Source organism: Nocardiopsis sp. iso_237 (assembly GCF_056173345.1).
This window is the reverse complement of record NZ_CM149669.1, coordinates 65654-90863: the sequence shown is the minus strand read 5'-3', so window position 1 is coordinate 90863 and position 25210 is coordinate 65654. Positions and strand designations below refer to the sequence as shown.

Genomic DNA, 25210 nt, shown 5'->3' with positions numbered 1-25210 from the left:
GTGTTCTGTGGAGGAAGGGTCCCGCCGGGTTGCGGGGGTGGGGCCCTCGGGGTTCTCATACCCGTGCTGCACCAGAAAAGCATCCTCCCCGGCGCTCTGAACAGAGTGATCCCCGGAACCCTCCTCCCCTTCCGTCCCGAGTCTGGGTACTGTCGGCCCCATGCACGCGATCAGAATCACCGAACCGGGCGGCCCCGAGGTCCTGGCCTGGTCCGAGGTCCCCGATCCCGTCGTCCGGGAGGGCGAGGTCCTGGTGGACGTGGCGGCCACCGCGGTCAACCGCGCGGACGTGTCCCAACGCCAGGGCTTCTACCCCCCGCCTCCCGGCGGCTCCGAGTACCCGGGCCTGGAGTGCTCGGGCACCATCGCCGAACTGGGCCCCGGCACCGACGGCACCGGCTGGTCCGTCGGGGACCGGGTGTGCGCCCTGCTGACCGGCGGCGGGTACGCGGAGAGGGTGGCCGTCCCGGTCGGCCAGCTCCTGCCCGTGCCACGCGGCGTGAGTCTGACCGACGCGGCGGCGCTGCCCGAGGTGGCCTGCACCGTGTGGTCCAACCTCGTGATGGTCGGCGGTCTGCGCGCCGGACAGACCGTCCTCGTCCACGGCGGCGGCAGCGGGGTCGGCACGTTCGCCGTCCAGTTCGCGAAGGCTCTGGGCGCCCGGGTGGCGGTCACCGCGGGCAGCGAGGAGAAGCTGGCGCGCTGCCGCGAGCTCGGCGCCGAGATCACCGTGAACTACCGGACCGAGGACTTCACCGAGGTCCTGCGGGCCGAGGGCGGCGCGGACCTGATCCTGGACATCATGGGCGGCTCCTACCTGGAGGGGAACCTGCGGTCCCTGGCCACCAACGGCCGCCTGGTGATCATCGGGCTGATGGGCGGCGGCGCGGCCGAGGTCGACCTCGGCCGCATGCTGGTCAAACGCCTCTCGGTCCAGGCGACCACGCTGCGCTCCCGCCCGGCCCAGGAGAAGGCGACCATCGTCTCGGGAGTACTGGAGCAGGTCTGGCCGTTGGTAGAGGAAGGAACCATCCGCCCCGTCGTGGACCGCGCACTGCCGATCGAGGACGCGGCGGAGGCGCACCGCGTGATGGAATCGAGCGCGCACACAGGCAAGATCCTTCTCACCCGTTGACAGCGTGCCGGACACAGCCGAACTAGGGGATCGATGAGCAACGCAGACGACCAGAAGGAACCGCAGGTCCTGGTGGTCGGGACCGACGACCGCCACGGGAACGGGGACGACGACGGCTCCGACGAGCCGCGCACCCTCGCGGACATGGTGGAGCAGCCCGCCAAGGTGATGCGGATCGGCAGCATGATCCGCCAGCTCCTCGACGAGGTGAAGGCGGCCCCGCTCGACGAGGCCAGCCGCGCCCGTCTGAAGGAGATCCACACCTCCTCGATCAAGGAGCTGGAGGACGGGCTCGCCCCCGAGCTCATCGAGGAGCTGGAGCGGCTGACCCTGCCGTTCGCCGAGGGTGCCGCGCCCAGCGACGCGGAGCTGAGGATCGCCCAGGCCCAGCTGGTGGGCTGGCTGGAAGGCCTCTTCCACGGCATCCAGACCACCCTGTTCGCCCAGCAGATGGCGGCCCGGGCGCAGCTGGAGAACATGCGCAAGGCGCTCCCCCCGGGGGTGTCCGGGCTCCAGGCCCAGGGCGGCCCCGGCGCCGAACCGCAGGAGGACCACCCGCACATGGGGTCCGGCCCCTACCTGTAGGACCACGCGTGACGGAGCCCGCCCCCCACGTGGGGGGCGGGCTCCGTCATGCTGCCTACTTCTTGCTCTTGGGGGCCTGGACGGGTTCGAGGACGTCCTTGCCCAGGAAGGGCCGCAGGGCCTCGGGGACCACCACGGAGCCGTCCGCGCGCTGGTGGTTCTCCAGGATCGCGACGATCCACCGTGTGGTGGCGAGCGTGCCGTTCAGGGTGGCGGCGAAGCGCGGCTTGCCGTCCTCGTCCCGGTAGCGCACGTTGAGGCGACGGGCCTGGAACTCGGTGCAGTTCGAGGTGGAGGTCAGCTCGCGGTAGGTCTCCTGGGTCGGAACCCACGCCTCGCAGTCGTACTTGCGGGCCGCGCTGGTGCCCAGGTCCCCGCCGGCGATGTCGACCACGCGGTAGGGCAGTTCGAGCTTGTCCAGCATCTCCCGCTCCCAGGCCAGGAGCCGCTTGTGCTCCTCGTGCGCCTGCTCGGGGCGGGTGTAGACGAACATCTCCACCTTGTTGAACTGGTGGACGCGGATGATGCCCCGGGTGTCCTTGCCGTAGGAACCGGCCTCGCGGCGGAAGCAGGACGACCAGCCCACGTACCGGTTGGGCAGCGCGTCGGCGGGCAGGATCTCGCCGCCGTGGTACCCGGCCAGCGCCACCTCGGAGGTGCCCACCAGGTACTGGTCGTCGGCGGGCAGGTGGTAGACCTCGTCGGAGTGCTCACCGAGGAAGCCGGTGCCCTCCATGGTCTCGGGCTTGACCAGCACCGGCGGGATCATCGCGGTGAAACCGGCCCCGACGGCCTGGTTCATCGCCATGTTGAGCAGCGCCAGCTCCAGCTGGGCGCCCACACCGGTGAGGAAGTAGAAGCGGGAACCGGAGACCTTGGCGCCGCGCTCCATGTCGATGGCGCCGAGCATCTCGCCCAGCTCCAGGTGGTCGCGCGGGGTGAAGTCGAACTCGCGGGGCTCGCCCACGGTCTCCAGCACCACGAAGTCGTCCACGCCACCCTCGGGGGCGCCCTCCTCGACGAGGTTGGGCACGCGCGCCAGCACGGCGTCGAGCTCGTCCCCGAGCCGTCCCGCCTCGGCCTCGGCCTCCTTGACCTCCACCGAGAGCGCCTTGGCCCGGGTCAGGAGTTCCTCGCGCTCCTCCGGAGAGGCCTTCGAGACGGACTTGCCCACGCTCTTCTGCTCGGCGCGCAGGGTCTCGAACCGGGTCAGCGCGGAGCGCCGACTGGAGTCCAGTTCGAGCAGCCGGTCGGCCACGGCGGGGTCCTCACCGCGGGCCCGCTGCGATGCACGGAGTCGTTCGGGGTCTTCTCGAAGAGCGCGAAGGTCGATCACGTCTTGCAGGTTACCGCCCACCCCAGGTCGGCCCCACATCTTTTGCCGACAGTCACGTCATGAACCGTCTCCGGCCCCGTATCTCCATCGAAGGACCGAACGGGGAGCGCGAGCCCCCGAGCGGCACGCCGACCGTGGGGGAGAAGTCGTGAAACCGCTGGCTGAGATGACCACCGAGGAACTCTCCGAAGCCCTGGAGGCCCTGGACGACGCGCGCCCGGAGGACACCGCGCTGCGGCTGGCCCTGTACCTGGAGCTGCGCCGGGCCGCCGCCGAGGAGTGGCTCTTCGAGGAGGAGCCGACCGCCCCCGTCGAGGCCACCTGACCGCGTTCGCCTAGGCGGTCTCGCCCGCGCGGACCCGGGCGAGCCAGAGTTCGGCCTCCGCGAAGTCCGCGTCGGTGGCCGGGCGGGGACGCATCGCGGGGGTGGTCCCGGTGTCCCGGCCGCCGCGCGGGTAGCTGCCCAGGAAGCGCACGTCCCGGCAGACCCGGCGGATGCCCATGAGTGCCTCGCCCACGCGGGCCTCGGAGACGTGCCCCTCGGCGTCGATGCAGAAGCAGTAGCTGCCGAGGCCGTCGCCGGTGGGGCGCGACTCCAGCCGGGTGAGGTTCACGCCGCGCACCGCGAACTGGTTGAGCACCTCGATGAGCGCGCCGGGCTGGTCGTCGGTGATGAAGGCGACCAGGGAGGTCCGGTCCGCGCCGGTGGGTTCGGGGAGGTCCCCGGCGCGGGAGAGGTAGATGAAGCGGGTGGCCGCGTCCGAGCGGTCGCCCACACCGGTGGCCAGGGCGTGCAGCCCGTAGCGCTCCCCCGCGATGACCGCGCAGATCGCGGCGTCGTAGGGGGCTCCCGGCTCCGCGACGGCGCGCGCGGCGGCGGCCGTGGAGGAGACGGTGTGGGTGTCGGCGTCGGGCAGGTTGCGGGAGAGCCAGCCCCGGCACTGCGCGAGGGCGTGCGGGTGCGTGGCCACCCGCTTGACGTCCTCCAGCGCGGTCCCGGGCCGCACGAAGAGGGCGAACTCGACGGGCACGGCGGTCTCACCGGTGATGAGCAGCGGTTCGCCGTTGATGAGCTCCGCGATGGTCGCGGTGACCCCGCCCTCCACGGAGTTCTCCAGCGGGACGACCCCGCCGTCCACGTCCCCGGCGCGGACCGCGTCGAAGACCGCCGCCACGCCGTCACACGGGACGCGGGCTTCGTCGGTGGCTTCGGGTCGCAGATCGCGCAGGGCGGCTTCGGTGAAGGTGCCCTCGGGGCCGAGGTAGGCGTAGCGGTTGGGCATGCTGTTCAGGCTATACGCAGCCGGTGGGCCGGGGTGGTCACTTCTCCGGTCGGGGCGCCGGGGGCCCGTGAGTCTCCCCGGATCCCTGGGTCCGGTCGGCGGCGCCCTCGGCGTCGTCCTGCTGGCCATCGGGCCCCTGGACCACCGTGACCAGGGCCTCCGCGCCCTCGTCCGGTGTGTCGGCGGCCGGATCGTCCGAGGCCTCCGTCGGAGCGGGGTCGGGCAGCGTGGCCCCGATCCCGTTGCCCAGGCGCGCCGAGCGGATCACCCGGTACTCCTCGGGGCTGAGCAGGTGGTCCGCCTCGCCCCGGGTGACGGCCTTGGCGTAGGTGCGGGTCTCGGTGCGCCCGTTGATGGACGTGACGACCACGCCGTCACCGTGGCTGTTGAGCATGGCCAGGGAGAAGGAGCGGGCGCCCGACATCTCCTCCAGGGCGTCGTAGTGCAGGACGGCCACGTCGCGGACCGCGCGTGGGTCGGCCCCCGAGGTGTTGACGGCGAGGGCGCGTTGGGCCAGGACCTGGTACTCACCGCGGACCTGAGCGGTCCGGAACAGCGCGTACACACCGAGGGCGAGCCCGGCCAGCCCGGCGAACAGTGCGATGGATGCGATGGTGGTAGTGAACACAGCGCGAGCGTATCCCCACGCATCGCAGCCATGGGGTCACTCTTGGCGATTTTTGCGAGTAATGTGCCCGGTTTTTCGGGAGTGTTCACGCCGACGGCCGCCGTCTCCCGCCGTCACGCCCCGCCAGGTCCGGCGCAGCGCGGGCCGGAGCTCACGGGCGGTCAGGGCGCGGGCGACGTCGACGAACTGGTGCGCCCGGTGCAGCTGGGCCCGCAGGTCCGTGCCGGTCGCGCGGTGTTCGAGCGGGACCTCGACCTCCATGACCCGGAAGCCGCCGTGCAGGACGTCGATGGTCAGCCCGGTCTCCACCCCGAACCCCGGGGCGAGGGGCCGGGCCGCCTCGAAGGCCGCGCGGCTCAGGCAGCGCTGACCGTTCAGCGGCTGCTCGGGCTCCCACCCGGTCGACCTGCGCACACCCTCCCGGGCCAGACGGACCACGAATCCGTGCCCGCCCAGACGCAGTCGGGTGGCCGGGAACAGCGCGATGGTCATGTCCGCCGTGCCCGCGAGCACCGGCTCGACCAGGGGTGCCGCGTCCTTGGCGGTCTCCCCGAGGTCGGCGTCGAGGAAGAGCAGATGGCGCGGGACGCGGGCCGAACCCTCGTCCGCCTCGCGCACCTCCATCCGGCGCACACCCTCGGCACCGGTCTGCATCGCCGCACCCTTGCCGCGGTTGCGGCCGTGCCTGAGCACCCGGGCCCCCGCCTCCAGGGCGAGGTCGGCGGTGCGGTCGGTGGAACCGTCGTCGACCACCACGACCAGGTCGACCCCGGGCAGCGTGTGGGCGGCCACGACGGTGGCACCGATGCGGTCGTCCTCGTTCTTGGCGGCGATCACCACGGCGACCGCCACGTCCGTCGGCCCCTGGGGCGCTCCTCGTGCCACGCTCACCCGGCTACTGCGCCGTCCCGGTTCCCGCGGCCACCGGCGACGCGTCGATGTCCGGATGGATCACGAAGACCTCGTCCAGACCGGTGACCTGGAGGACCTTCATGACCGCCGGCTTGGGCGCCACGAGCTCCAGGTCCCCGCCCCGGTCGCGGGAACGCTTCATCGCGGAGAGCAGGACGCTGATCCCGGTCGAGTCGCAGAACTCCGCCCTCGACATGTCGATGACCAGGCGCCGTGCCCCCAGCTCCAGGGACTCGACGAGCTCGGAGCGCAACTGGGGTGCCGTGTACAGATCGATCTCACCGCCCACGGTTACCACTGCGACGTCATCTTGAGATCGGCTTGATATCTTCAACTCCACAGTCGTGACTGTAGCGTCCACGCCAGGGCCAGGCCACCTCGTTGGCGGCGTTTCGCTACATCGGTCACGTTCCTCCGCCCGGAACCACGAAAAGCCCAGCTCAAAGCGGATCAGACCGGTGCGCTCCGGTCAGGGCAGGACGCTCCAGGCGGGTTGGCCCTCCATCGTTCCCAGGTCGAGCTCGACCACGTCGGCCGCGTACGCGCGGACGCGCCCCGTCTCCGAGGAGGCGGGCAGGTCGTCGGCGACCCCGGCCGGTTCCCCGTCGATCTCCACCACCGCCCAGACCGTGGTCGTGGTGGCGTCCATCTCGGTGCCCCAGCGGCCCGCCAGGGACTGCACGATGCCCAGACCCCGGCCGCCCAGGCCGGACAGCGCGGGCCGGGACACCCTCGGCATGGTGCTGGAGCCGCCGTCGCGCACCGAGATCTCCAGCCAGTTCTCGTCCGGGCCCTCGTGGCCGACCTCGGCCCGCCAGCACACACCCACGGTGTCGTCCGGGAGGGGGCTGGCGTGTCTGAGGGCGTTGCTGACCAGTTCGCTGAGGATCAGGGCCGCGTCGTCGATCCGGTCCGCCCCGACCTCCAGGGCGCGCAGGTCCGCGCAGAGCGCCCGTCTGGCGCCGGTGACGCTCTCGGGAACATAGGGAAGGATGACGCTTCGCTCGACCTTCCGGGGCGCGTCGCGGCCCCCGTCGTCGTGTGCGGCGTTGTCTCCTGACACAGCTTTCGTCCCCGCGAGTTCGTGCTTCTCGGTCGGCCCGGAACTCGCCCGAAGTGTGCCAGCGAATTCCACCAGGGGTGGAAATGCCCCGATCCCCCGCAGGGGAAACCAGCATGTGGGCGAATCCACGGGGAGGGCCCCCTCCACGACCGCGTACAACTCCGACGTGACAGGGCTTGAGGGTCAGTTGAGGTTTTTGTGGTTTTCCGTGTGTCGCCGTGTCCGTTCTACGCCTTTGCCGGGAAGACCTCCGGCTCTCCCCTTCTCCGCGGCGTTTCGGACACCAGGGCGCCGAGCTCGGCGTCCTCACCCTGGTGCCGGGGCAGCGTGACCCGCATCCGCGTGCCGGTACCCATCCGGTGCGCGGTCACCTCACCGCCCTGTTCCCGCACCAGCTGGCGCACGATGTACAGGCCGATCCCGAGCCCGCTGTACCCCCGGCGGTCACCCCGCTCACCGCTCTGGAAGAACCGTTCGAAGATCCGCTCCTCGTCACCGGGGTCGATACCGATGCCCTCGTCGTCGACGTGGATGGTGACGACGTCCTCGTCCTCCTGCACGGTGACCCGCACGGTCCCACCGCTGGGCGAGAACTTCAGCGAGTTCTCCAGCAGCTGGTCGATGACCATCCCTGTGACCAGCGGGTCGCCCACGGTCCACAGGGTGCCGCCGGAGTCCAGGATGAGTTCCTGGCGCTCGGCCAGCGGGCGGAAGGCCGCCACGGACTGGCCCAGCAGCTCCACGAGGTCGAACGGCACCCTGTCGACGGTCATCTCGCCGCTGGCCACGTCCGACCCCAACCGCAGCCGCTCCACCAGCTTGGCCAGCGAACGGGCGCGGTCCAGGATGATCTCGCTCGCCTCCTGGCGACCCTCCGGGCCCAGCCGTTCACCCTTGCGGGACAGCAGCGCCGCGTACCCCTGGATCACCGTCACGGGGGTCCGCAGTTCGTGCCCGGTGCTGGCCAGGAAGAACTCCCGTTCCTCCTCCAGCGCCTTCTGCGCGGTGATGTCGCGGAAGTCCACCACCCACTCGTGGGTGTCGGGGATCCGCGCCATGAGGATCTCCAGCCACCGGCCGCCCTCGTTCTTGTGCTTGACGGGCTCACCGTGCGCGGCCGGTATCGGGAACGGCGGGTGCCGCCCCTCCATCTCCTCGAACGAGTACCCGGTCAGCTCCGCCGCCGACCGGTTCCACTTGCGGACCTTGCCGGTGGAGTCCAGCACCGCGATGCCGTCCGCACTGGAGTCCGACACCGCCTGTTCCCTGGCCCGCTGGACCTTGAGCTCCTCGTAGGCCATCGCGTTGCCTATGGCCACCCCGGCGTGCTCGGCCAGGAGTTCGAGGAGCTCCAGCTCCACGTGCCCCACCCGGCGCTCGCTGTACAGCGCGTACAGGGCGCCGTAGGGGCGGCCCTGCACGTTGGACACGCACAGGGCGATGGTGTGCAGCCCGGGCAGGTCGGCCCAGACCAGGTCCTCCAGGCTGCGGGTGGCGCTGTTGGCCAGCAGCACGGACTTGCCGCTGCGCAACAGCTCACCGAACAGGCTGGACTCCAGGGGCGCGCTGACCCCGTACAGCTCCTCCGACAGGTGGGTGAGGCTGACCAGCTCCACCCGGTTCTCGTTGAGCAGGACGAACCCGCCCGCGTCGGCTCCGGTGAGTTCGGTGAGGCTGCTGATGATGCGGTCCAGGACCGACTTCAGACTGAGGTCGGCGTTGATGTCCGCGACCACGTCGGTCAGCCGCCGGACCAGGCGGGCGCGCTCCATGGCGGAGGCCTGCGCCTGGACCTCCTTCTCGCTCGGGTACAGCACCAGCACCCACCCGGCGTGGTCGCCGTTGGCGTCCCGCACGCAACCGGTGCTGACCCGCACGTCGACGGCGGTGCCGTCCCTGCGCATGCGGCGGGTGAAGATCGTCAACGGGGTCCCGTTGCGCACCTGCTCCAGCACCGCGCCGTGCTCCGGCCGCATCTCCTTGGGGATGATCGGCAGCTCGCCGCCGAGCACCTCGGCGGCGGGCCAGCCGAACATCCGCTCGGCCGCCGGGTTCCAGACGGTGACCCGCAGCGCGTCGTCGACGCCGATGACCGCGTCCACCGAGGACGCCAGCACTGCTTCGGCACTGAGGGGCGCGCGGTCGGAACTCACGACGTCATAGTGCCATTCGTGGGGCCCCACGTGTCGGGGCTTCGCACAATCCGACCAAATTCGACGGCTCTCACGTCACAGCGTGACCACTAGATGACCGTGGGCTCACCTTCGCCCTCAGCGGCCATGTCACGGGCGGCGTGCTGCCAGGCCTGCATGCCCCCGGCGACGTTGACCGCGTCCCAACCGGCCTGGTTGAGCGCCATGGTCGCCTGGGCGGACCGTCCGCCCACACGGCAGACGACGTAGACCCTCTGGTCCTTCGGGACCTCGCCCGCGCGCTCCCCCAGCGTCCGCAGCGGGATGTGGACGGCGCCGGGCGCGTGCCCCGCCCGCCACTCGTCGTCCTCGCGGACGTCGAGAAGGTAGGCGCCCTCCGGCACGTCGTTGACGAGAACTTCGGCGACCTGCTCACCGAACATGTTGGTGACCCCCTGTGTCAGGTGTGTACTGAAAATCGAAGATCGGTGGAACCCGGGAACCGGGCCCTCCGTCCAACCAGTATGCGTAAGCACACCTTCGCAACGGCCCTGCCGGCCCGCCTCGCCGCACTCGCAGCTCTTGGCCTGCTCATCACGGCCTGCGGCAACGAGCCCACCGAGGTGAACGCACCGGCCCCCGACGAGACCGCCGCCAACGAGACGACCCCCGACGAGTCCGCCGAAGTGGAACTCGTGATCGAACGCTCCCTGTCCGAGGACGACGCCCTCTCCGCCGAGGAGGGCTTCGACGAGGGCGAGTGGACGCTCACCTGCGCCCCCGTCGGCGGAGACCACCCCGACCCCGAGGCGGCCTGCGCCGAGATCGAGGAGGTCGGGGCCGAACCCTTCACCCTCGACACCAGCGACTCCATGTGCACGTTGCAGATCGGCGGCCCCGAGGTCGCCCGTGTCACCGGGCACGTGAACGGCACCGAGATCGACACCGAGTTCAACAAGCGCGACGGTTGCGAGATCGAGCGCTTCGATGAGGTCCACACGGTCCTCAACCCGTAGACCCCGGAAACAGGAGGGGCGGACCCGGTCCGCCCCTCCTCGTCTACGTGTGGGGGGTGTCCCAGAAGGCCACCTCGTGGCGCATGCCCTCCAGGAAGAAGCGCTCCGCCCTCGCCGGGTCGGGCTCCGCCTCCTCCAGCATGCGCCCGTACTTCCTGGTCAGATCGGTGAAGGCCGGGTCGGCGTAGGTGTCGATCCACCGCTGGTACCTGGGGTCCGCGGGCCTGGCCTCGGCCAGTTCGAGCCCCAGCGTGTTGTAGCCCCACATGCAGGGGTAGACGGCCGCCAGCCCGTCACGGTAGTCGGCCGCCGCGTCCAGGAGCCAGGACGTGTACGCCTCGCAGGCGGCGCCCTTCTCCTTGGTGCCCAGGTCGGCGCCGAACTCCCCGGAGAGGGAACGGTGCAGCTCCAGCTCCTCCGTCAGGGTGCTGTGCGCGATCCCGACCAGGTCCGCGAGGTGTCCGTCCGGTGCCTGCCAGGCCAGACGGGAGAAGGCCCGCGCGTAGTCCAGCAGGTACAGGTGGTCCTGCTCCAGCCAGTAGCGGAAGGCCCGTTCGTCGAGGTCGCCCCGGGAGATCCCGGCGACCGTCGGGTGCGCGAGCTGTTCGGCGACCAGCGGACGCCCGATGTCATGAAGTCTCTCGATGATTCCCACGCCCGGAGTGTCCCATTCGCGTGGACGCCGCCGCCTCCGGTGTCCGTATCCGGCCCCCGACCTAACGATCGAAGATCGTTAGTAGGCCTCCCCGGCCTCTTGGGGCTACCCGAATCCCGCCGCCCGTGCCAACCGAAAGCCCCGCCACGCCCGGGGTTCCGACAGAATCGCGGGGACCGGAGCCCTCGGTCGACCAGGCGCCGGAAGGCAGGTTCTGCCACGCGTCCTGCCCGCGACCACCGCCCGGAGAGCCGAAGGACCAGCCGGGCCACGGGCGTGCGACGGGGCCGGTGGCCGAAGGCCGGGCGCCACATCGGGGGTGAGCTCGGGCGTTCCCCCGGACACGGCCCTCCTCGCTGGTCCTCGGCCAGCGACCAGGGTCGTTCCCACACCGGGGGTGTGGGGGCCGCCCCCCACAGGGCACAACGAAAACGACCCCGGGAGCAAGCTCAGCCTGTGACCAGGGCCGTTCATACACCGGGGGTGTGGGGGCCGCCCCCCACAGGGCACAACGAAAACGACCCCGGGAGCAAGCTCAGCCTGTGACCAGGGCCGTTCATACACCGGGGGTGTGGGGGTCGCCCCCCACAGGGCACAACGAAAACGACCCCGGGAGCAAGCTCAGCTTGCGACCAGGGTCGTTCATACTTGAGTGCGCGAGGAGGGATTTGAACCCTCACATCCTTTCGGACACACGGACCTGAACCGTGCGCGTCTACCGTTCCGCCACCCGCGCAGGTGGTGCTGCATGAAGTTGTGTTGCCAGGTGATCCGGGCGTTTTACCTGTTCCCCCTGGCGACATGAACAAGGCTAGCACGGCTTGAAGGCGGGTTGCACACCGTTTGTCGCGGGCCCGGATCAGGGCTCCCGGAGGGCCCTGACGGGGGTGCGCCTGAAACCAGGGGCACCCGGGCCCGGTTACGATCGTCTACACATACGGAGTGGAGTACAAGGGAGGTACCTCGTGGGAGTGCTCCAACGCTTCGAGCGCAGGCTTGAGGGCATGATCGAAGGCACCTTCGCGATGGCCTTCAAGTCTGAGCTCCAGCCGGTCGAGGTCGCGAGCGCGGTCCAGCGTGAGATGGACGAGCGCGCCGCGATCGTGGCCCAGGGACGCACACTGGTTCCGAACGACTTCATCGTCGAGCTCTCGGCCAGTGACAAGGAGCGCCTGGAAGTCTACGCCGACAGCCTCGGCCAGGAACTGTCCAAGCTGGCCCGTGACTACGCGACCGAACAGGGTTATTCCTTCGTCGGTCCGGTGCGGGTCCAGTTCAGGTCGGACGAGGGTCTGAAGACGGGTCGCTTCCGCATCCGCTCGGGCGTCGTCCGCGGAACGATGGTCAAGGACGGAGAGGTCCGCCAGCCCGTCGGTGACCCGGGACCGGGCGGAGGGCCGCGCCAGACCGGCCGCCCCCGTCTGCTGATCTCCCCGGGCGGCGCGACCGCCGAGGGCAACATCGCCAGCCAGGGCATGCAGCAGTCCTTCGAACTGACGACACCGGTCACCCTGCTCGGTCGCGGCACCGACTGCGACCTGCGCCTGGTCGACAACGGTGTCTCACGTCACCACGTGGAGATCCGGGTCGACGGCGAAGAGGTCATCCTGGAGGACAAGGGGTCCACGAACGGGACCTTCGTCAACGGACAGCAGGTCAGGCAGGCCAGGCTGGTGGACGGGACCCGGATCAGCCTGGGCCGTACCACGATGACCTTCCGCCGGGACTGACCGCCCGGCCCCGAGCAGTCGGACGATCTGGCCGAACCGGACCGCAACCAACCGCCCCGATTCGGCGTCTGAAAGGTCGATGTCCGAGTCAGGCCTGGTATGGACCTGTGTCGGAACTCCGGCCGGGAGGGTAGTCTCCGCGATGACCTGACCGATCGGGCAGAATGTCCGCGCCCTGGCCGCGGACCAGCGACCCAGACTCACCGACTCGAAGGTGGGGCAGAAACGGTGGCGGCGCCGATGACCGCCACCCCGGCCGAAGCACGACAGGGGCTGAAGAGCAGTTCGATGTCCAACTTGACCCTCATATTGATCAAGATCGCGTACCTCGCGGTGCTTTGGCTGTTCGTCCTCATGGCGGTCGGCGTCATCCGCACGGACCTCTTCGGTCAGTCGAAGAAGAAGGCTCGGAAGAAGCCTCGCCCCTCCGCACCGCGCCCGGCCCAGCGCCGTGCGCCGTCGTCTTCCCAGGCCCGACCCCAGCGTCCCCGCCGCAACGAGCCCACGGTCCTGGCCGTGACCCAGGGCCCGCTGACGGGGACCACGGTCGACCTGGCCTCACAGCCCATCCTCATCGGCCGCGCCCCCGACTCGACGCTGGTCATCACCGATGACTACGCCTCGGGCCGCCACGCGCGCGTCTACTCCGAAAACGGCCGCTGGTTCGTCGAGGACCTGAACTCCACCAACGGCACCTACCTCGGCCAGCAGAAGCTGAACCGCCCCCAGCCCATCACGGTGGGTCAGCCCATCCGTATCGGCAAAACCGTCCTGGAACTGCGCAAATGACAATCGCTCTCCGATACGCGGCGTACTCCGACGTTGGATGCCTCCGCGAAGGCAACGAAGACTCCGGCTACGCCGGCCAACACCTCCTCGCGGTAGCCGACGGCATGGGCGGTTACGCGGGCGGTGAGGTGGCCAGCTCCATCGCCATCTCGTCCATCCGCCAGCTCGACACCCAGGACGACCCCAGGGCCGAGGAGATGGCCGAGGTCCTCCAGCGCGCGGTCGAGCGCGCCAACGAGTCGCTCGCCATCCGCATCCGGCAGGAACCCCAGCTGGAGAACATGGGCACGACCCTGACCGCCATGCTGTGGTCGGGTTCGCAGGTCGCCCTGATCCACATCGGTGACTCGCGCGCCTACCTGCTGCGCGGACCGCGCTTCGAGCAGATCACCCACGACCACACCCTGGTGCAGACCCTCGTCGACGAGGGCAAGATCACCGAGGAGGAGGTCGCCACCCACCCGCAGAGGTCCCTGATCCTGCGCGCGCTGGACGGCAAGACCCCGGTCGACCCGGACATCTCCATCAGCAAGGCGAAGGTCGGCGACCGCTACCTGCTCTGCTCCGACGGCCTGTCCGGTGTGGTCAGCAAGAAGACCATCCACGAGACGCTCGTCGCGGAGACCGACCCGCGCGGGGCCGCCAAGAAGCTCATCGAGCTGGCGATCCGCGGCGGCGGCCCGGACAACATCACCGCGGTCGTCGCGGACGTCATCGAGACGGACACCGACCGCGAGGGACCGACCGGCGCCTCCCAGACGGTGGGCGCGGCCGACCAGCGCGACGAGTCGACGGGGCCGAACGAGACCAGCCCGGCCAGACGGGCCCAGGAGCTGCGCGGCGCCGGCGGCGACACCGCCGAACTGGACCCGGTCCGCGAGGATCTCCCGAAGCAGGAGCCCGGCCAGGCCTACGGCGCCCCCCACGAGGAGCGCCCCTACGACACCCGCGACGACTACGACGCGCCGCCCTCGCGCGGCGGGGACGCGGAGCCCGAGTACCGCACCCGCAGCTGGTGGCCGATCATCGTGGTCTTCATCGTGGTGGTGGCCCTGGTCGCGGGCGGCGGGTACTACTTCGGCCGCCAGTACGTCGACAGCCAGTTCTACGTGGGCCTGTCCCCGAACGGGGAGACGGTCAGCGTCTACCAGGGCATCGACACCGACATCGCGGGCATCAGCCTCTCCGACGAGGTCGAGACCACCGACCTCCAGGTCACGTCGCTCTCCGACGCCGACCAGGAGCTGCTGAGGAACACCATCACGGTCGACGACCGTGACGACGCCACCCGTGTCGTCGGGGAGCTGGAGGAGGCCGCCGACGACAGCGCCTCGAACGGGTCCACGACGGGCGGCTCCGACAGGGGGACCGAGACCGGGGAATCGGGGTGACCCTGTGAGTACCACCGCGCCCGAGGCGCCCACGGCACTCCCCCCGATCCAGCGCCGCAACGCGGAGCTGGTCCTGATCGGCATCACCGTCGTCATCACCATGGGTGCGATGGCGATCTCCGGTCTGAACCTCAACGGCCAGGTCCCCGGAGCCATGTGGGGCTACGGCCTCATCTTCGGCGCCCTGGCGCTCGCCACCCACGTGGCACTGCGCTTCATCGCCCCCTACGCCGACCCCCTGATCCTTCCGTGCGCGCTGTTCCTGAACGGCATCGGCGTCGCGATGATCTGGCGTCTGGACGCCGCCGACTCCGGCGAGATCGAGCACGCCGGCGTCGGCATGCAGCTGATCTGGACCGCGGTCGGCATGGTCATGTGCATGCTCCTGCTGTTCTTCCTCAAGGAACCGCGGGTCCTCCAGCGCTACACCTACATCAGCGCCCTGGCCGCCCTGATCCTCATCGCACTGCCGATGGTCCCGGGCCTGGGCGTCTCCGAGTACGGCGCCCGCCGGTGGATCGGCATCGCTGGCCGCACCCTCCAGCCCTCCGAGTTCGCCAAGATCGCCCTGGTGATCTTCCTGGCGTCCTATCTGGTCACCAAACGGCAGGTGCTGTCGCTGGCGGCGAAGCAGGTGAAGATCGGCCGGTTCAAGATCATGGACCTGCCGCGCGCCCGCGACTTCATGCCGATGGTCGTCGGCTGGGTCGCCGCGATCGGCCTGCTGGTCATCACCAAGGACCTCGGCACCTCGCTGCTGCTCTTCGGCACGTTCCTGGCGATGCTGTACGTCGCCACGCAGCGCTCCTCCTGGGTGATCATCGGCCTGACCGTGTTCCTCGGGGCGGCCGCGCTCGCCTTCCAGCTCTTCTGGCACTTCCGCCAGCGCGTCGACATCTGGTTCCACGCCTTCGACCAGGAGGTCTACGACCGTCTGGGCGGCAGCATGCAGCTGGTGCAGGGCCAGATCGGCATGGCCTACGGCGGCCTGTTCGGCACCGGCATGGGCGGCGGCCAGGCCCACCTCATCTTCGCCGCGGACAGCGACTTCATCCTGGCCTCCCTCTCGGAGGACCTGGGGCTGACCGGCGTCATGGCGATCCTCGCCGTCATCTTCATCCTGGTGGAGCGGGGCATGCGGATCGCCCTGGCCTCCCGTGAGCTGTTCGTCAAGATGCTCGCGAGCGGCCTGGCCTTCGTCATGTGCTTCCAGGTGTTCGTGGTGCTCGGTGGTCTCACCCGGCTCATTCCGCTGACAGGTATGACCACGCCCTTCATGGCCGCGGGCGGCTCCGCCCTCATGGCCAGCTGGCTGATGATCGGCCTGTTGCTCCGGATGAGCGACAACGCGCGGCGCCCGGCGCCGCAGGCCATCCAGGACGAGGGGGCCACCCAGGTGATCCGACGATGAACACACCCATCCGACGCCTCAGCGTCTTCGCGATGATCCTGTTCGGCGCGCTGATGCTCCAGCTCACCTACATCCAGGGGTTCCAGGCCGAGGCGATCCGCGAGGACCCGCTGAACGGCCGCCAGTACACCGAGCGCCTCAGCGAGCAGCGCGGTCCGATCGTCATCGGTGACGAGAACGTCGCCTCCTCCACGAACGTCGCCGAGGAGGGCGACCCGGCGCGCTACCAGCGCGAGTACGTCGGCGGCACCATGTACACGCCGGTCGTGGGCTCGTTCCGCCGGTTCGGCGCCTCGGGAGTCGAGTACTACGAGAACGCCCTGCTGGACGGCAGCGACGAACGCCTCGCCGTGCGGAACTTCCGCGACGTCATCACGGGCCGCGAGCCCGAGGGCGCGCGGGTGGAGCTCACCATCGATCCGGCGGTCCAGGAGGCCGGTTTCAAGGGCTTCGAGTCGCTGGGCAAGAACGGCGCCGCCGTCGCACTGGACCCGACCACCGGGGCCATCCTCGGTTCGGTCTCCTACCCGTCCTACGACGGCAACGACGTCTCCAGCATCACCGACGTCACCGAGGCCAACGAGAACTACGTGGCCCTGGAGAACGACCCCAACCAGCCGCTGCTCAACCGGGCGCTGCGCGAGCGCTACCCCCCGGGTTCGACGTTCAAGGTCGTGACGGCCGCCGCCGCCATCGAGCACCTGGACGCCGGTCCGGACAGCACCATGGACGCGCCGAACGTCCTGGAGCTGGGGCACCCGCTCCCCAACGCGACCCCCGGCGGCACCTGCAACAACGGGCAGCCGGACACCCTGGCCCACTCCATCCAGATCTCCTGCAACACCTCGATGGCCAACTGGGCGATCGAGATGGGCGGGCAGGCCCTGGCGGACCAGGCGTCGGCGTTCGGCTTCTCCAAGACGGCCGACGAGCGCGACCCCCTGGAGGTGCCGCTGGAGGCAGTCCCGAGCCTGGCCCCGGTCGAGGACGACCGCAACATCCTGGGCCGCGCGGGCATCGGGCAGTCCAACGTCGAGGCGACGCCGCTCCAGATGGCCATGGTCGCCGCCGGTGTGGCCAACTCCGGCGAGGTCATGCACCCGTACCTGGTCGACTCGGTGCGGGACGCCGACCGTTCGGTGGTCACCCAGACCAGCCCCGAGGTGTACAGCCAGGCCATGAGCGCCAGCACCGCGTCCACCCTCACCGACATGATGGTCCTGGTGACCGAACCGGGCGGGTCCGGCACCAACGGAGCCATCCCGGGCATGGAGGTGGCGGGCAAGACGGGTACCGCCGAGACCGGCGGTGAGAGCGGAACCCACAACTGGTACATCGGATTCGCACCCGCGGACGACCCGCAGGTCGCGGTCGCCGTGGTGATCGAGCACGGCGGCGGCAGCGGTGGCGAACTCGCCGCGCCGATCGCCCGCCAGATGATGGAGGCAGTGGTCCAGTAGTGAGCGCCTACGAGCCGTCTTCCCAGAACGGCCCCGGTGGACTGGCCGGGGCCGTTCTGAGCAACCGTTACCGCCTGGAGGAGCAGATCGGCTCCGGCGGTATGGGCACCGTGTGGCGGGCGACCGACACACTGCTCAACCGTTCCGTCGCGGTGAAGCTGCTGCACCCGGCCCAGATGGCCGAGCCGACGGCACGAGAGCGTTTCCGGACCGAGGGCAGAATCACCGCCGGCCTGTCCCACCCGGGCATCGCCCAGGTCTTCGACTACGGCGAGGAGGACGGCCGCGCGTTCCTGATCATGGAACTCGTGGTCAGCGAGCCGCTCTCACAGGTCCTGCGCGAGCAGGGCCCGCTCAGCTCCGACCAGACCCTCGACTTCGTGTGCCAGGCGGCCAAGGCGCTCGCCGCGGCGCACGCGCGCGGTGTGGTGCACCGCGACATCAAGCCCGGGAACCTGCTGGTGACCGAGGACGGCCAGCTCAAGCTGACCGACTTCGGTATCGCCCGCGGCGACACGTCGGTCACCCTGACCCAGACCGGCATGGTCATGGGCACCGCGCAGTACATCTCTCCCGAGCAGGCGTCGGGGCGGCCCGCGAGCGCCGCCTCCGACCTGTACGCGCTCGGTGTGGTGGCCTACGAGTGCCTGGCCGGGACACCCCCGTTCACCGGGGACAGCCCCGTGGCCCTGGCCCTCGCGCACACCCGCGACGACCCGCCCGAGCTTCCCGAGTACGTCCCCGCCGATATCGACGACCTGGTCTTCTCGCTGTTGCAGAAGGACCCGGAGGACCGCCCCTCCTCGGCGGGCGAGGTCGCCCACCTGGCCGCGGTGATCCGCTCCAACGCGGGCACCGGACCGCCCACGCCCTCGACCGGCTTCCACGGCATGGCCCAGACCGCGGTGGTCGGTTCCATCCCGGACGGCCCCCGTACCGGACCGTCCGGAACCGTGCGGCGAACCGCCGGGCAGTCGGCCGTAACCCCTGTTCAGGCAGGCGACTCGGCTAGTCTGGCCGAGGGTTCGGGTACCGAGCGACGCGTCCGGACCCCCGTGGTGTTGGCCGCGGTGGCCGCGACCATCCTGATCGTGGCCGCGGCCGTGGCGGGGTTCGTGTTCAACCCGGACCGCGACACCCAGAACGTCAACGACAGCACGAAGCCCCCGACGTCCGAGGTCTCCCCGTCCCCCTCCCCCAGCGAGGACGACGACCCGGACGAGGAGATCGAGGCGCCTCCGCCGGTGGACGACACACCGCACTGGACACCCGACACCGGTGGCTGGGAGGAGACGGAGAGCCCCCTTCCCGACGAGGGCGAGGAGGAGCCGACCGTCCCCGAGGACGACGAGAACGACGGGTCCGAGGAGGAGCCCGGAACCGAGGAACCGGGGGGCACGGACCCGGAGACGCCGCCCGAGGGCGGTGGCGAGAACCCTCCCAACCCCGGCCAGGAGAACCCCGGCAACGCTCCGTGAACAGGTAACGAGCCAGAGACGACGATCAGGGTAGGCGGCGGCCCGCGGGCGGCTTCCGGATGACACGAGGATGAGTGCACGACATGTCCCAGCCCCGGCTCCTCGGTGGCCGCTACGAACTCGACACGGTGGTCGGGCGCGGCGGCATGGCCGAGGTACACCGCGCACGCGACCTCCGGCTCGACCGGCTCGTCGCCATCAAGACGCTCCGGCACGACCTGGCACGCGACCACATCTTCCAGGCGCGCTTCCGTAGGGAGGCGCAGTCGGCGGCGTCCCTGAACCACCCGGCGATCATCGCGGTGTACGACACCGGCGAGGACATGATCGACGGGGTCTCCATCCCGTACATCGTCATGGAGTTCGTCGACGGGCGCACGCTCAAGGAGCTCCTGGACGACGACCGCAAGCTGCTGCCGGAGCGTTCGGCGGAGCTGGTGGACGGCATCCTCAAGGCCCTGGAGTACAGCCACGACAACGGGATCGTCCACAGGGACATCAAGCCCGCCAACGTGATGCTGACCAAGAACGCCGAAGTCAAGGTGATGGACTTCGGTATCGCCCGGTCGATGGACGACAACCAGGCGACGATGACCCAGACCTCCCAGGTCATCGGCACCGCGCAGTACCTCTCCCCCGAGCAGGCGCGCGGTGAGCGGGTCGACCCGCGCAGCGACATCTACTCCACCGGTTGCGTGCTCTACGAGCTGCTCACCAACCGTCCGCCGTTCACCGGCGACTCCCCCGTGTCGATCGCCTACCAGCACGTCCGCGAGGACCCGGTGCCTCCGTCCGAGGTGGACGGGCAGATCCCGGAGTGGCTGGAGGACGTCACCCTCCGCGCGATGACCAAGGACCGCGAGGAGCGGTACCAGAACGCCGCCGAGATGCGCGCGGACATCCAGCGCGGCCTAGCCGGGATGCCCACCCAGGCGGGCACCATGGCGATGGCCGCGGCCGGGGCGACCACGGCGCTGCCGCCCGCCGACGACCGCGGGTACGACGACTACGACGACGACTACGACGACTACCGGGACGAGAAGAAGGGCGGCGCGGGCAAGGCGATCCTGTGGACCCTGCTGGGTCTGGGCGTGATCGGCTCGATCATCCTCGTCTTCTTCCTCATGAGCCAGGGCGGCGGGGACGACGTCGAGACGCTGGCCGTGCCCGAGCTGGCCGGGAGCACGCTGCCGGAGGCGGAGGCCCAGCTCACCGAGGAGGGGTTCGAGAACCACCGCTCCGAGGAGAGGTCCGACGACGAGGTCGAGGAGGGCACGGTCATCGAGACCGACCCGTCGGCCGGCTCCGAGATCGAGGCCACCGCCTCCATCGTCATCTACGTCTCCTCGGGCCCCGGTGAGCTGGAGGTCCCCAACGTGGAGAACCAGTCGGAGGCCGACGCGATCTCCACGCTCAACGACGTGGGCTTCGAGAACGTCACTACGGACCGCAGGGCGAACGAGAACGTCGCCGAGGGCTACGCGGTGGGTACCGAGCCCGGTTCCGGCACGGACGCCGACCCCTCCGACGAGATCACGCTGATCATCTCCTCCGGCCCCGACCAGGTGGGGGTGCCCGACCTCCAGAGGATGACCCGTGAGCAGGCGGAGAACGCGTTGAGCTCGGCGGGGCTGAGCGGCGACTTCCAGGAGCAGGAGAACGCCGACTCCCCGGAGGGCACGGTCATCAACCAGTCGCCCGGCGCGGGGCAGACGGTGAACACGGGCACCACGGTGACGGTGACGCTCGCGGTGGCCCCGGCCGAGCAGCCCACCGACCCCGAGGAGCCCACGGACCCGGAGGAGCCGACCGACCCGGAGGAGCCGGGCGTGCCGAGCTTCCCCGACTGGCCGCCGCCGGGCGGTGACGAGTTCGTCTTCCGCAGGGGCTAGGACGGTCACGACGGCGGGCGGGTGCTCCGAGAGGGGCCCCGCCCGCCGTCGTGTGCGTGGGCGCGGATCCCCGGGGCCGTTGGGGTATTGGAACCTTCCTCCAGTGACGCGCGCCCCACCCGACGCGTAGACTGTGTGCGTTCCGAACCTCCGCACAACCTTGGAGCAACGACCGTGCCCAAGTCCCGCAGCGACCGCAAGAAGAAGGCTGTCTACACGCCGCCTCCTTCCAAAGAGAAGCCGAAGGTCAGTCCGCGTTGGCTCGTCCCGACGATGCTGGGCTTCTTCATCCTGGGCATTCTCTGGATCGCGGTCTACTACATCGCGGGTTCCCAGGTGCCCTACATGCAGGACTGGCACAACTGGAACCTGCTGATCGGCTTCAGCGGGATCATCGTGGCCGTCATCCTGTCCACGCGCTGGCACTGACCGCCCCCGCCGCGCGCCCGCGCGGCGCCCCCTGACCCGAGCGGGGTCCGACAACGGCACCGACGTCCCCCGTGGGCGTTCGACCAGCCTTGATCAGTTTTCCACAGGGTTATCCACAGGCTGTGGGTAGCTCTGTTCGCATGCCCGGAAACAGGCGCTGGCGTGGCAGGGAAGAGGCCCCCGGAGAACACGCTCCGGGGGCCTCTTCCTGGATCAGACGGGCAGCACGGTGAACCAGAGCTGCGGCGCCACGAACAACAGCGCGAACAGCAGGACCACGAAGGCCGCCACGAGGAGCGCGTGCGTCAGGGTCCGCTGTCCCTCCCCGCCCTTCCGGGTCGGCAGGTAGGCGAAGACCGCGCCGAGGGCCAGCCCCGCCACGAGCCCGCCGATGTGCGCCGTCCAGGAGATGCCGGGGACCAGGAACGTGATACCCAGGTTGAGCGCCAGCAGGACCAGGATCATCCGCATGTCCAGCCGCAGGCGCCGACCGAGCACGAAGACCGCCCCGAAGAGGGCGAAGATCGCGCCGGAGGCGCCCACCGAGAGCTGGCCGGGCGCGAAGAGCGCGCTCGTCACGGAACCGGCCAGGGCCCCCGCCACCCACAACGCGAGGAACCGGCCGTGCCCGAGCCAGCGCTCCAGCTGCTGCCCCAGGAGGAACATCGCGTACCCGTTGAACAGCAGGTGCATCACCCCGCCGTGCAGGAAGGCCGCGGTGACCAGCCGGTACCACTCGTGTTGCAGGATCGTCGCGAAGCCGTGCATCCCGAACTCGACGACCAGCGGCGACCGCCCGGCCTGGCCGACCGGGTCGGAGGTGCCGAGCTGCGCGAGGAAGCCCACCGCCATCAGGGCCAGGATCGTCCAGGTCACGTACGGCTTCTGGACGATCCTGCCGCCGAAGGTGGTCCGCGCGGAGCGCACCCTCCGGTTCCCCTCCGCCACGCACTCGGGGCACTGGAACCCGACCGACGCCTCGACCATGCAGTCCGGGCAGATCGGCCGCGAGCACCGTGTGCAGCTGACGCCGGTCTCCCGGCCGGAGTGCCGGTAACAGGTACGGGGCGCTCCCGGCTCGGAGCCGGACGCGGACGGGGTTCCTGGCGGAGGGGGGTACGCGGTCATGGGTGGGTCGTCACTCCTCTGGTGTCACCGCTGTGGTGCCCGCTCTAGCGGGTGATCTCGACGCTGTTGATCACCACGTCCTCGTGGGGACGGTCCTGCGCGTCGGTCGAGACCTTGGTGATCTCGGTGACGACGTCACTGCCCTCGACGACCTCGCCGAAGATGGTGTGACGGCCGTTGAGCCAGTACGGCTCACCGACGGTGATGAAGAACTGCGAGCCGTTGGTGCCCGGACCCGCGTTGGCCATGGCCAGCAGGAAGGGGCGGTCGAAGGTGAGGTCGGGGTGGAACTCGTCCCCGAACTTGTAGCCGGGGCCGCCGCGGCCGGTGCCCAGCGGGTCCCCGCCCTGGATCATGAAGCCGTCGATGACGCGGTGGAAGACCGTGCCCTCGTAGAGGCTGCTGTTGGAGGGCTTGCCCGTGGTGGGGTCCACCCACTGCTTGGAACCGTCGGCCAGCCCGATGAAGTTGGCGACCGTCTCCGGCGCCTGCGCCTCGAAGAGCTTGACGACGATGGTTCCCTTGGAGGTGTTCAGCCGCGCGGTGGGCTGACCCGTGGAGTCCGACACCTCAGTGCCTTTCGGTCGAGCGAGATTTACGTGCTCACGTTACCCGTCCGGCCACCGCGTTTCGCCTGAACCCGATCCACGCTCGACGGTGTCGAAACGTAGATCACAGACGCAGAGGACGTATGTTGAGATAACACCCGGATAACGGGGAAGGACGACGGGAAGCCCGAGGGGGCCGCACACGTCGGCACCGCCGGGTGGCAACGAACCTGAGATCGATCGAAGGAGCTGACGACGTGCCCATCACTGCCAAGCGTCGCAAGGCCCGCAAGGAGGCCGAGGCGACTCTCGCCCGCCTACAGGACCTGGCCAAGGAGCAGGCCGACAAGTTCGGCCCCTACGCCGACCAGGCACGGGACCAGGCAGCGCTCAGGCTCCTCCAGGCGCGTGGCTGGACCGCTCCCCGGCTGGAGACCGCCGCGCAGCGTGTCGAGGACACTGTGGCGCCCCGGGTGGCCGGGCTGCTGACCACGGCCGCGCAGCGGATCGACCCGAAGCCGAGCCGCCGGGGGCTGCGCCTGCTCCGGCGCGGGAACCGCCGTGTTCCCCGGGGTGTCCTGATCGGTGGCGCCGCCGTGGTCGGCGGCGTGATCGTGTACTCGCTCATCCGCATGCGCCAGGCCTCGCAGGACGCCGAGTGGCAGGAGCACCTGGACCAGGCCCGCGAGCAGGTCCGCGAGACCCGCGAGCACCTGGAGGAGAAGGCGACGGACACCGCCAAGGCCACCAAGGCCAAGGCGAAGGAGACCGTACGCGCCGCCAAGGACGACTGACGTCCCGGACCTGACATCCCCCTCCCGGTGAGGGCGGAGCCCCTCCGGGAGGGGCCCGCCGACCGGTGGTGCCCTGAGAGCCGCGTCGAGGTCTCGACGCGGCCTCAGTTCTCCTTGATCAGGCGGTAGACCAGCGGGTACCGCCAGTCCCGGCCCATCAGGGCCCCGGCCGCGGCGATGATCGGCAGGATGAACCAGCCGAGGAAGACGCCGACCAGGACCAGGGCCGGGAGCACCAGCCAGACGAGCAGGACGCTCACGATCGCGCTCACCAGGCAGAAGAGCTGGAAGTTGAGCGCCTCCATGGCCTGCCGCCGCAGGTAGGGCGACAGCTCCCCGCCGACGAGCAGCAGCACCAGCGGGGCCAGGAAGGGCAGGAAGAACGCGGACAGGTGTCCGGCGGCCGCCCCGACCTTCTCCATCGGGTTGTCGGTGGTCAGCTTGCCGTCCTGCCGGGCGCCGTCGGTCCTGGGGGCCCGACCCGTACCGCCGGGCGAGACGCTGATCCCCAGGTCGGACGTGAGCGGCACGAGGTCCCCGCTGATCTTGGCCCGCATGGCCCGGTCGAGCCGGTCACCGAACTCGTCCTCGTCCAGTTGCCCCTGCGAGTAGGCCTCACGGAGAACCTCGGCCACGGCGTCGCGGTCGGCGTGGGTCAGCCGGATCTGCGGCTCCGGCACGGCCGGCTCCCACGGATTCCGTCTCTGAGGGTTCTGCACGGCCATCCCCACTCCCAGTGTGCTCCGACGAGCACGGCCGTACGAGGATGGCCGCGCCCCCTCCATCATGCGGCATCACGAGCGGTGCGGGTATGGGGGGCGTCCCTGATCCTCCCCTGATCCGCTCCTCCCCCGAAGGGAGGATGCGGGCATCGACTTTGGTCGGAACGCCGCTCCCCACACCGTCATCCGTCCGGGCTCCCCTCCCAGACGGGTCTCACCTCACTGTCGCGCGGCGGCGGGCACCCCGGTCCGCGCGGGCTCCTCCTCGGTCCGCTCCTCCTCGTAGCGCCGCTCGGCGCTGGTGAGCAGGTCGAACCAGCTGGTGACGTCCTTGCGCCGACGCAGCAGGGCACGGCGCTCGCGTTCGGTCATGCCTCCCCAGACACCGAACTCGATCCGACTGTCCAGCGCCTCGGCGAGGCACTGGGTACGCACCGGGCAGCCCCGGCAGATCAGCTTCGCGCGGTTCTGCGCGGCACCCTGAACGAACAGGGCGTCAGGGTCGATTTCACGGCACTTGGCTCGGGCGGCCATCTTCTCATTCCACATGTTGCCCCACTCCCAAGATCAGCATGTGTGGTGTTCGAATCCCACCGGGCGGCACGGCCGCCGGTGGACGAGAACAGCGGGCCTACGCGAGGACGGTGTACGAGGCCGGGCGGGGGGCCGCACGGCTCGCCTTCGGGGGTCTCT

Annotated in this window: 26 protein-coding genes and 1 tRNA gene; 13 read left to right on the top strand and 14 right to left on the bottom strand. The window is 70.1% G+C overall.

Annotated features, from left to right (window positions below; genetic code table 11):
* The first annotated feature begins 160 nt into the window (after positions 1-160).
* Positions 161-1135 carry an NAD(P)H-quinone oxidoreductase gene (locus AC0VYM_RS00390; RefSeq protein ID WP_475457669.1) on the top strand — a complete coding sequence of 325 codons (975 nt, stop codon included), beginning with the start codon at positions 161-163 and terminating at the stop codon, positions 1133-1135.
* 33 nt (positions 1136-1168) lie between these two features.
* Positions 1169-1720 (top strand): bacterial proteasome activator family protein, encoded by a 552-nt coding sequence (locus tag AC0VYM_RS00385; protein ID WP_378743345.1) that lies wholly within the window; start codon positions 1169-1171, stop codon positions 1718-1720.
* Between the two features lie 55 nt (positions 1721-1775).
* Here the strand turns inward: AC0VYM_RS00385 and serS are convergent, their stop codons facing one another.
* The gene (gene serS / locus AC0VYM_RS00380; protein ID WP_475457667.1) at positions 1776-3056 is read right to left on the bottom strand and encodes a serine--tRNA ligase; all 1281 of its coding nucleotides are present in this window, start codon (positions 3054-3056) and stop codon (positions 1776-1778) included.
* A gap of 148 nt (positions 3057-3204) precedes the next feature.
* Here serS and AC0VYM_RS00375 point away from each other — a divergent pair, with 148 nt between their 5' ends.
* Positions 3205-3381 carry a hypothetical protein gene (locus tag AC0VYM_RS00375; RefSeq protein WP_475457665.1) on the top strand — a complete coding sequence of 59 codons (177 nt, stop codon included), beginning with the start codon at positions 3205-3207 and terminating at the stop codon, positions 3379-3381.
* Between the two features lie 10 nt (positions 3382-3391).
* On the opposite strand, the gene pheA is transcribed toward AC0VYM_RS00375, so the two are convergent.
* From pheA to AC0VYM_RS00340, 7 genes are all read right to left on the bottom strand, one after another.
* Positions 3392-4339, bottom strand: a complete 948-nt coding sequence (gene pheA / locus AC0VYM_RS00370) for a prephenate dehydratase (RefSeq protein WP_475457662.1) — start codon at positions 4337-4339, stop codon at positions 3392-3394.
* Between the two features lie 37 nt (positions 4340-4376).
* Positions 4377-4967, bottom strand: coding sequence for a DUF4446 family protein (locus tag AC0VYM_RS00365; RefSeq protein WP_475457660.1), 591 nt, complete (start codon positions 4965-4967; stop codon positions 4377-4379).
* Positions 4968-5003: 36 nt separating this feature from the next.
* Entirely contained in the window at positions 5004-5852 is an 849-nt protein-coding gene (locus AC0VYM_RS00360; protein WP_475462892.1) for a glycosyltransferase, read from the bottom strand.
* Positions 5853-5862: 10 nt separating this feature from the next.
* A complete protein-coding gene (locus AC0VYM_RS00355) occupies positions 5863-6219 on the bottom strand; it encodes an STAS domain-containing protein (protein ID WP_378743335.1) in 357 nt (118 codons plus the stop codon).
* 129 nt (positions 6220-6348) lie between these two features.
* Positions 6349-6942 carry an ATP-binding protein gene (locus AC0VYM_RS00350; protein ID WP_475457658.1) on the bottom strand — a complete coding sequence of 198 codons (594 nt, stop codon included), beginning with the start codon at positions 6940-6942 and terminating at the stop codon, positions 6349-6351.
* A 227-nt stretch (positions 6943-7169) separates the two neighbouring features.
* Positions 7170-9095: a sensor histidine kinase gene (locus AC0VYM_RS00345; protein WP_475457656.1), complete on the bottom strand. Its 1926-nt coding sequence runs from the start codon at positions 9093-9095 to the stop codon at positions 7170-7172.
* Between the two features lie 89 nt (positions 9096-9184).
* The gene (locus tag AC0VYM_RS00340) at positions 9185-9517 is read right to left on the bottom strand and encodes a rhodanese-like domain-containing protein (protein WP_475457653.1); all 333 of its coding nucleotides are present in this window, start codon (positions 9515-9517) and stop codon (positions 9185-9187) included.
* An 81-nt stretch (positions 9518-9598) separates the two neighbouring features.
* On the opposite strand from AC0VYM_RS00340, the gene AC0VYM_RS00335 reads away from it, so the two are divergent.
* Positions 9599-10090 carry an SSI family serine proteinase inhibitor gene (locus AC0VYM_RS00335; RefSeq protein ID WP_475457651.1) on the top strand — a complete coding sequence of 164 codons (492 nt, stop codon included), beginning with the start codon at positions 9599-9601 and terminating at the stop codon, positions 10088-10090.
* 43 nt (positions 10091-10133) lie between these two features.
* On the opposite strand, the gene AC0VYM_RS00330 is transcribed toward AC0VYM_RS00335, so the two are convergent.
* Together AC0VYM_RS00330 and AC0VYM_RS00325 are read right to left on the bottom strand one after the other, a co-directional pair.
* Entirely contained in the window at positions 10134-10745 is a 612-nt protein-coding gene (locus AC0VYM_RS00330; RefSeq protein WP_475457649.1) for a TenA family protein, read from the bottom strand.
* Between the two features lie 653 nt (positions 10746-11398).
* Positions 11399-11481, bottom strand: a tRNA-Leu gene (locus AC0VYM_RS00325).
* A 229-nt stretch (positions 11482-11710) separates the two neighbouring features.
* Between AC0VYM_RS00325 and AC0VYM_RS00320 the strand changes: the two genes are divergently transcribed.
* The 8 genes from AC0VYM_RS00320 (at position 11711) to AC0VYM_RS00285 (ending at position 21325) form a co-directional block, all read left to right on the top strand.
* Positions 11711-12475: an FhaA domain-containing protein gene (locus AC0VYM_RS00320; RefSeq protein ID WP_475457647.1), complete on the top strand. Its 765-nt coding sequence runs from the start codon at positions 11711-11713 to the stop codon at positions 12473-12475.
* 288 nt (positions 12476-12763) lie between these two features.
* Entirely contained in the window at positions 12764-13264 is a 501-nt protein-coding gene (locus AC0VYM_RS00315) for an FHA domain-containing protein FhaB/FipA (protein ID WP_475457645.1), read from the top strand.
* On the top strand, positions 13261-14655 hold the full coding sequence (locus tag AC0VYM_RS00310) for a Stp1/IreP family PP2C-type Ser/Thr phosphatase (protein ID WP_475457642.1): 1395 nt from the start codon (positions 13261-13263) through the stop codon (positions 14653-14655). Before AC0VYM_RS00315 ends, AC0VYM_RS00310 begins: the two co-directional genes overlap by 4 nt.
* Positions 14656-14659: 4 nt before the next feature.
* Positions 14660-16066: an FtsW/RodA/SpoVE family cell cycle protein gene (locus tag AC0VYM_RS00305; RefSeq protein WP_475457640.1), complete on the top strand. Its 1407-nt coding sequence runs from the start codon at positions 14660-14662 to the stop codon at positions 16064-16066.
* Positions 16063-17526, top strand: coding sequence for a peptidoglycan D,D-transpeptidase FtsI family protein (locus AC0VYM_RS00300; protein ID WP_475457638.1), 1464 nt, complete (start codon positions 16063-16065; stop codon positions 17524-17526). Before AC0VYM_RS00305 ends, AC0VYM_RS00300 begins: the two co-directional genes overlap by 4 nt.
* Positions 17526-19004 (top strand): serine/threonine-protein kinase, encoded by a 1479-nt coding sequence (locus tag AC0VYM_RS00295; protein WP_475457636.1) that lies wholly within the window; start codon positions 17526-17528, stop codon positions 19002-19004. Before AC0VYM_RS00300 ends, AC0VYM_RS00295 begins: the two co-directional genes overlap by 1 nt.
* A gap of 83 nt (positions 19005-19087) precedes the next feature.
* Positions 19088-20896: a Stk1 family PASTA domain-containing Ser/Thr kinase gene (gene pknB, locus AC0VYM_RS00290; protein ID WP_475457634.1), complete on the top strand. Its 1809-nt coding sequence runs from the start codon at positions 19088-19090 to the stop codon at positions 20894-20896.
* A gap of 174 nt (positions 20897-21070) precedes the next feature.
* Positions 21071-21325 carry a cell division protein CrgA gene (locus AC0VYM_RS00285; RefSeq protein WP_378743313.1) on the top strand — a complete coding sequence of 85 codons (255 nt, stop codon included), beginning with the start codon at positions 21071-21073 and terminating at the stop codon, positions 21323-21325.
* Positions 21326-21538: 213 nt separating this feature from the next.
* Here the strand turns inward: AC0VYM_RS00285 and AC0VYM_RS00280 are convergent, their stop codons facing one another.
* Both AC0VYM_RS00280 and AC0VYM_RS00275 read right to left on the bottom strand, forming a co-directional pair.
* Positions 21539-22453 carry a rhomboid family intramembrane serine protease gene (locus AC0VYM_RS00280; protein WP_475457632.1) on the bottom strand — a complete coding sequence of 305 codons (915 nt, stop codon included), beginning with the start codon at positions 22451-22453 and terminating at the stop codon, positions 21539-21541.
* A 44-nt stretch (positions 22454-22497) separates the two neighbouring features.
* On the bottom strand, positions 22498-23022 hold the full coding sequence (locus AC0VYM_RS00275; RefSeq protein WP_475457630.1) for a peptidylprolyl isomerase: 525 nt from the start codon (positions 23020-23022) through the stop codon (positions 22498-22500).
* Between the two features lie 236 nt (positions 23023-23258).
* On the opposite strand from AC0VYM_RS00275, the gene AC0VYM_RS00270 reads away from it, so the two are divergent.
* Positions 23259-23795, top strand: coding sequence for a hypothetical protein (locus tag AC0VYM_RS00270; protein ID WP_475457628.1), 537 nt, complete (start codon positions 23259-23261; stop codon positions 23793-23795).
* 104 nt (positions 23796-23899) lie between these two features.
* On the opposite strand, the gene AC0VYM_RS00265 is transcribed toward AC0VYM_RS00270, so the two are convergent.
* The gene (locus tag AC0VYM_RS00265) at positions 23900-24520 is read right to left on the bottom strand and encodes a magnetosome magnetite crystal formation protein family (protein WP_475457626.1); all 621 of its coding nucleotides are present in this window, start codon (positions 24518-24520) and stop codon (positions 23900-23902) included.
* Positions 24521-24736: 216 nt separating this feature from the next.
* Positions 24737-25066 carry a WhiB family transcriptional regulator gene (locus AC0VYM_RS00260; RefSeq protein ID WP_475457623.1) on the bottom strand — a complete coding sequence of 110 codons (330 nt, stop codon included), beginning with the start codon at positions 25064-25066 and terminating at the stop codon, positions 24737-24739.
* Positions 25067-25210 lie beyond the last annotated feature (144 nt).

Coding starts and splice junctions, on each gene's coding strand:
- AC0VYM_RS00390 (WP_475457669.1), top strand. CDS start 161: ATGCACGCGATCAGAATCACCGAACCGGGCGGCCCCGAGGTCCTGGCC.
- AC0VYM_RS00385 (WP_378743345.1), top strand. CDS start 1,169: ATGAGCAACGCAGACGACCAGAAGGAACCGCAGGTCCTGGTGGTCGGG.
- pheA (WP_475457662.1), bottom strand. CDS start 4,339: ATGCCCAACCGCTACGCCTACCTCGGCCCCGAGGGCACCTTCACCGAA.
- AC0VYM_RS00340 (WP_475457653.1), bottom strand. CDS start 9,517: ATGTTCGGTGAGCAGGTCGCCGAAGTTCTCGTCAACGACGTGCCGGAG.
- AC0VYM_RS00335 (WP_475457651.1), top strand. CDS start 9,599: ATGCGTAAGCACACCTTCGCAACGGCCCTGCCGGCCCGCCTCGCCGCA.
- AC0VYM_RS00315 (WP_475457645.1), top strand. CDS start 12,764: ATGTCCAACTTGACCCTCATATTGATCAAGATCGCGTACCTCGCGGTG.
- AC0VYM_RS00310 (WP_475457642.1), top strand. CDS start 13,261: ATGACAATCGCTCTCCGATACGCGGCGTACTCCGACGTTGGATGCCTC.
- AC0VYM_RS00300 (WP_475457638.1), top strand. CDS start 16,063: ATGAACACACCCATCCGACGCCTCAGCGTCTTCGCGATGATCCTGTTC.
- pknB (WP_475457634.1), top strand. CDS start 19,088: ATGTCCCAGCCCCGGCTCCTCGGTGGCCGCTACGAACTCGACACGGTG.
- AC0VYM_RS00280 (WP_475457632.1), bottom strand. CDS start 22,453: ATGACCGCGTACCCCCCTCCGCCAGGAACCCCGTCCGCGTCCGGCTCC.
- AC0VYM_RS00265 (WP_475457626.1), bottom strand. CDS start 24,520: ATGGCCGTGCAGAACCCTCAGAGACGGAATCCGTGGGAGCCGGCCGTG.
- AC0VYM_RS00260 (WP_475457623.1), bottom strand. CDS start 25,066: ATGTGGAATGAGAAGATGGCCGCCCGAGCCAAGTGCCGTGAAATCGAC.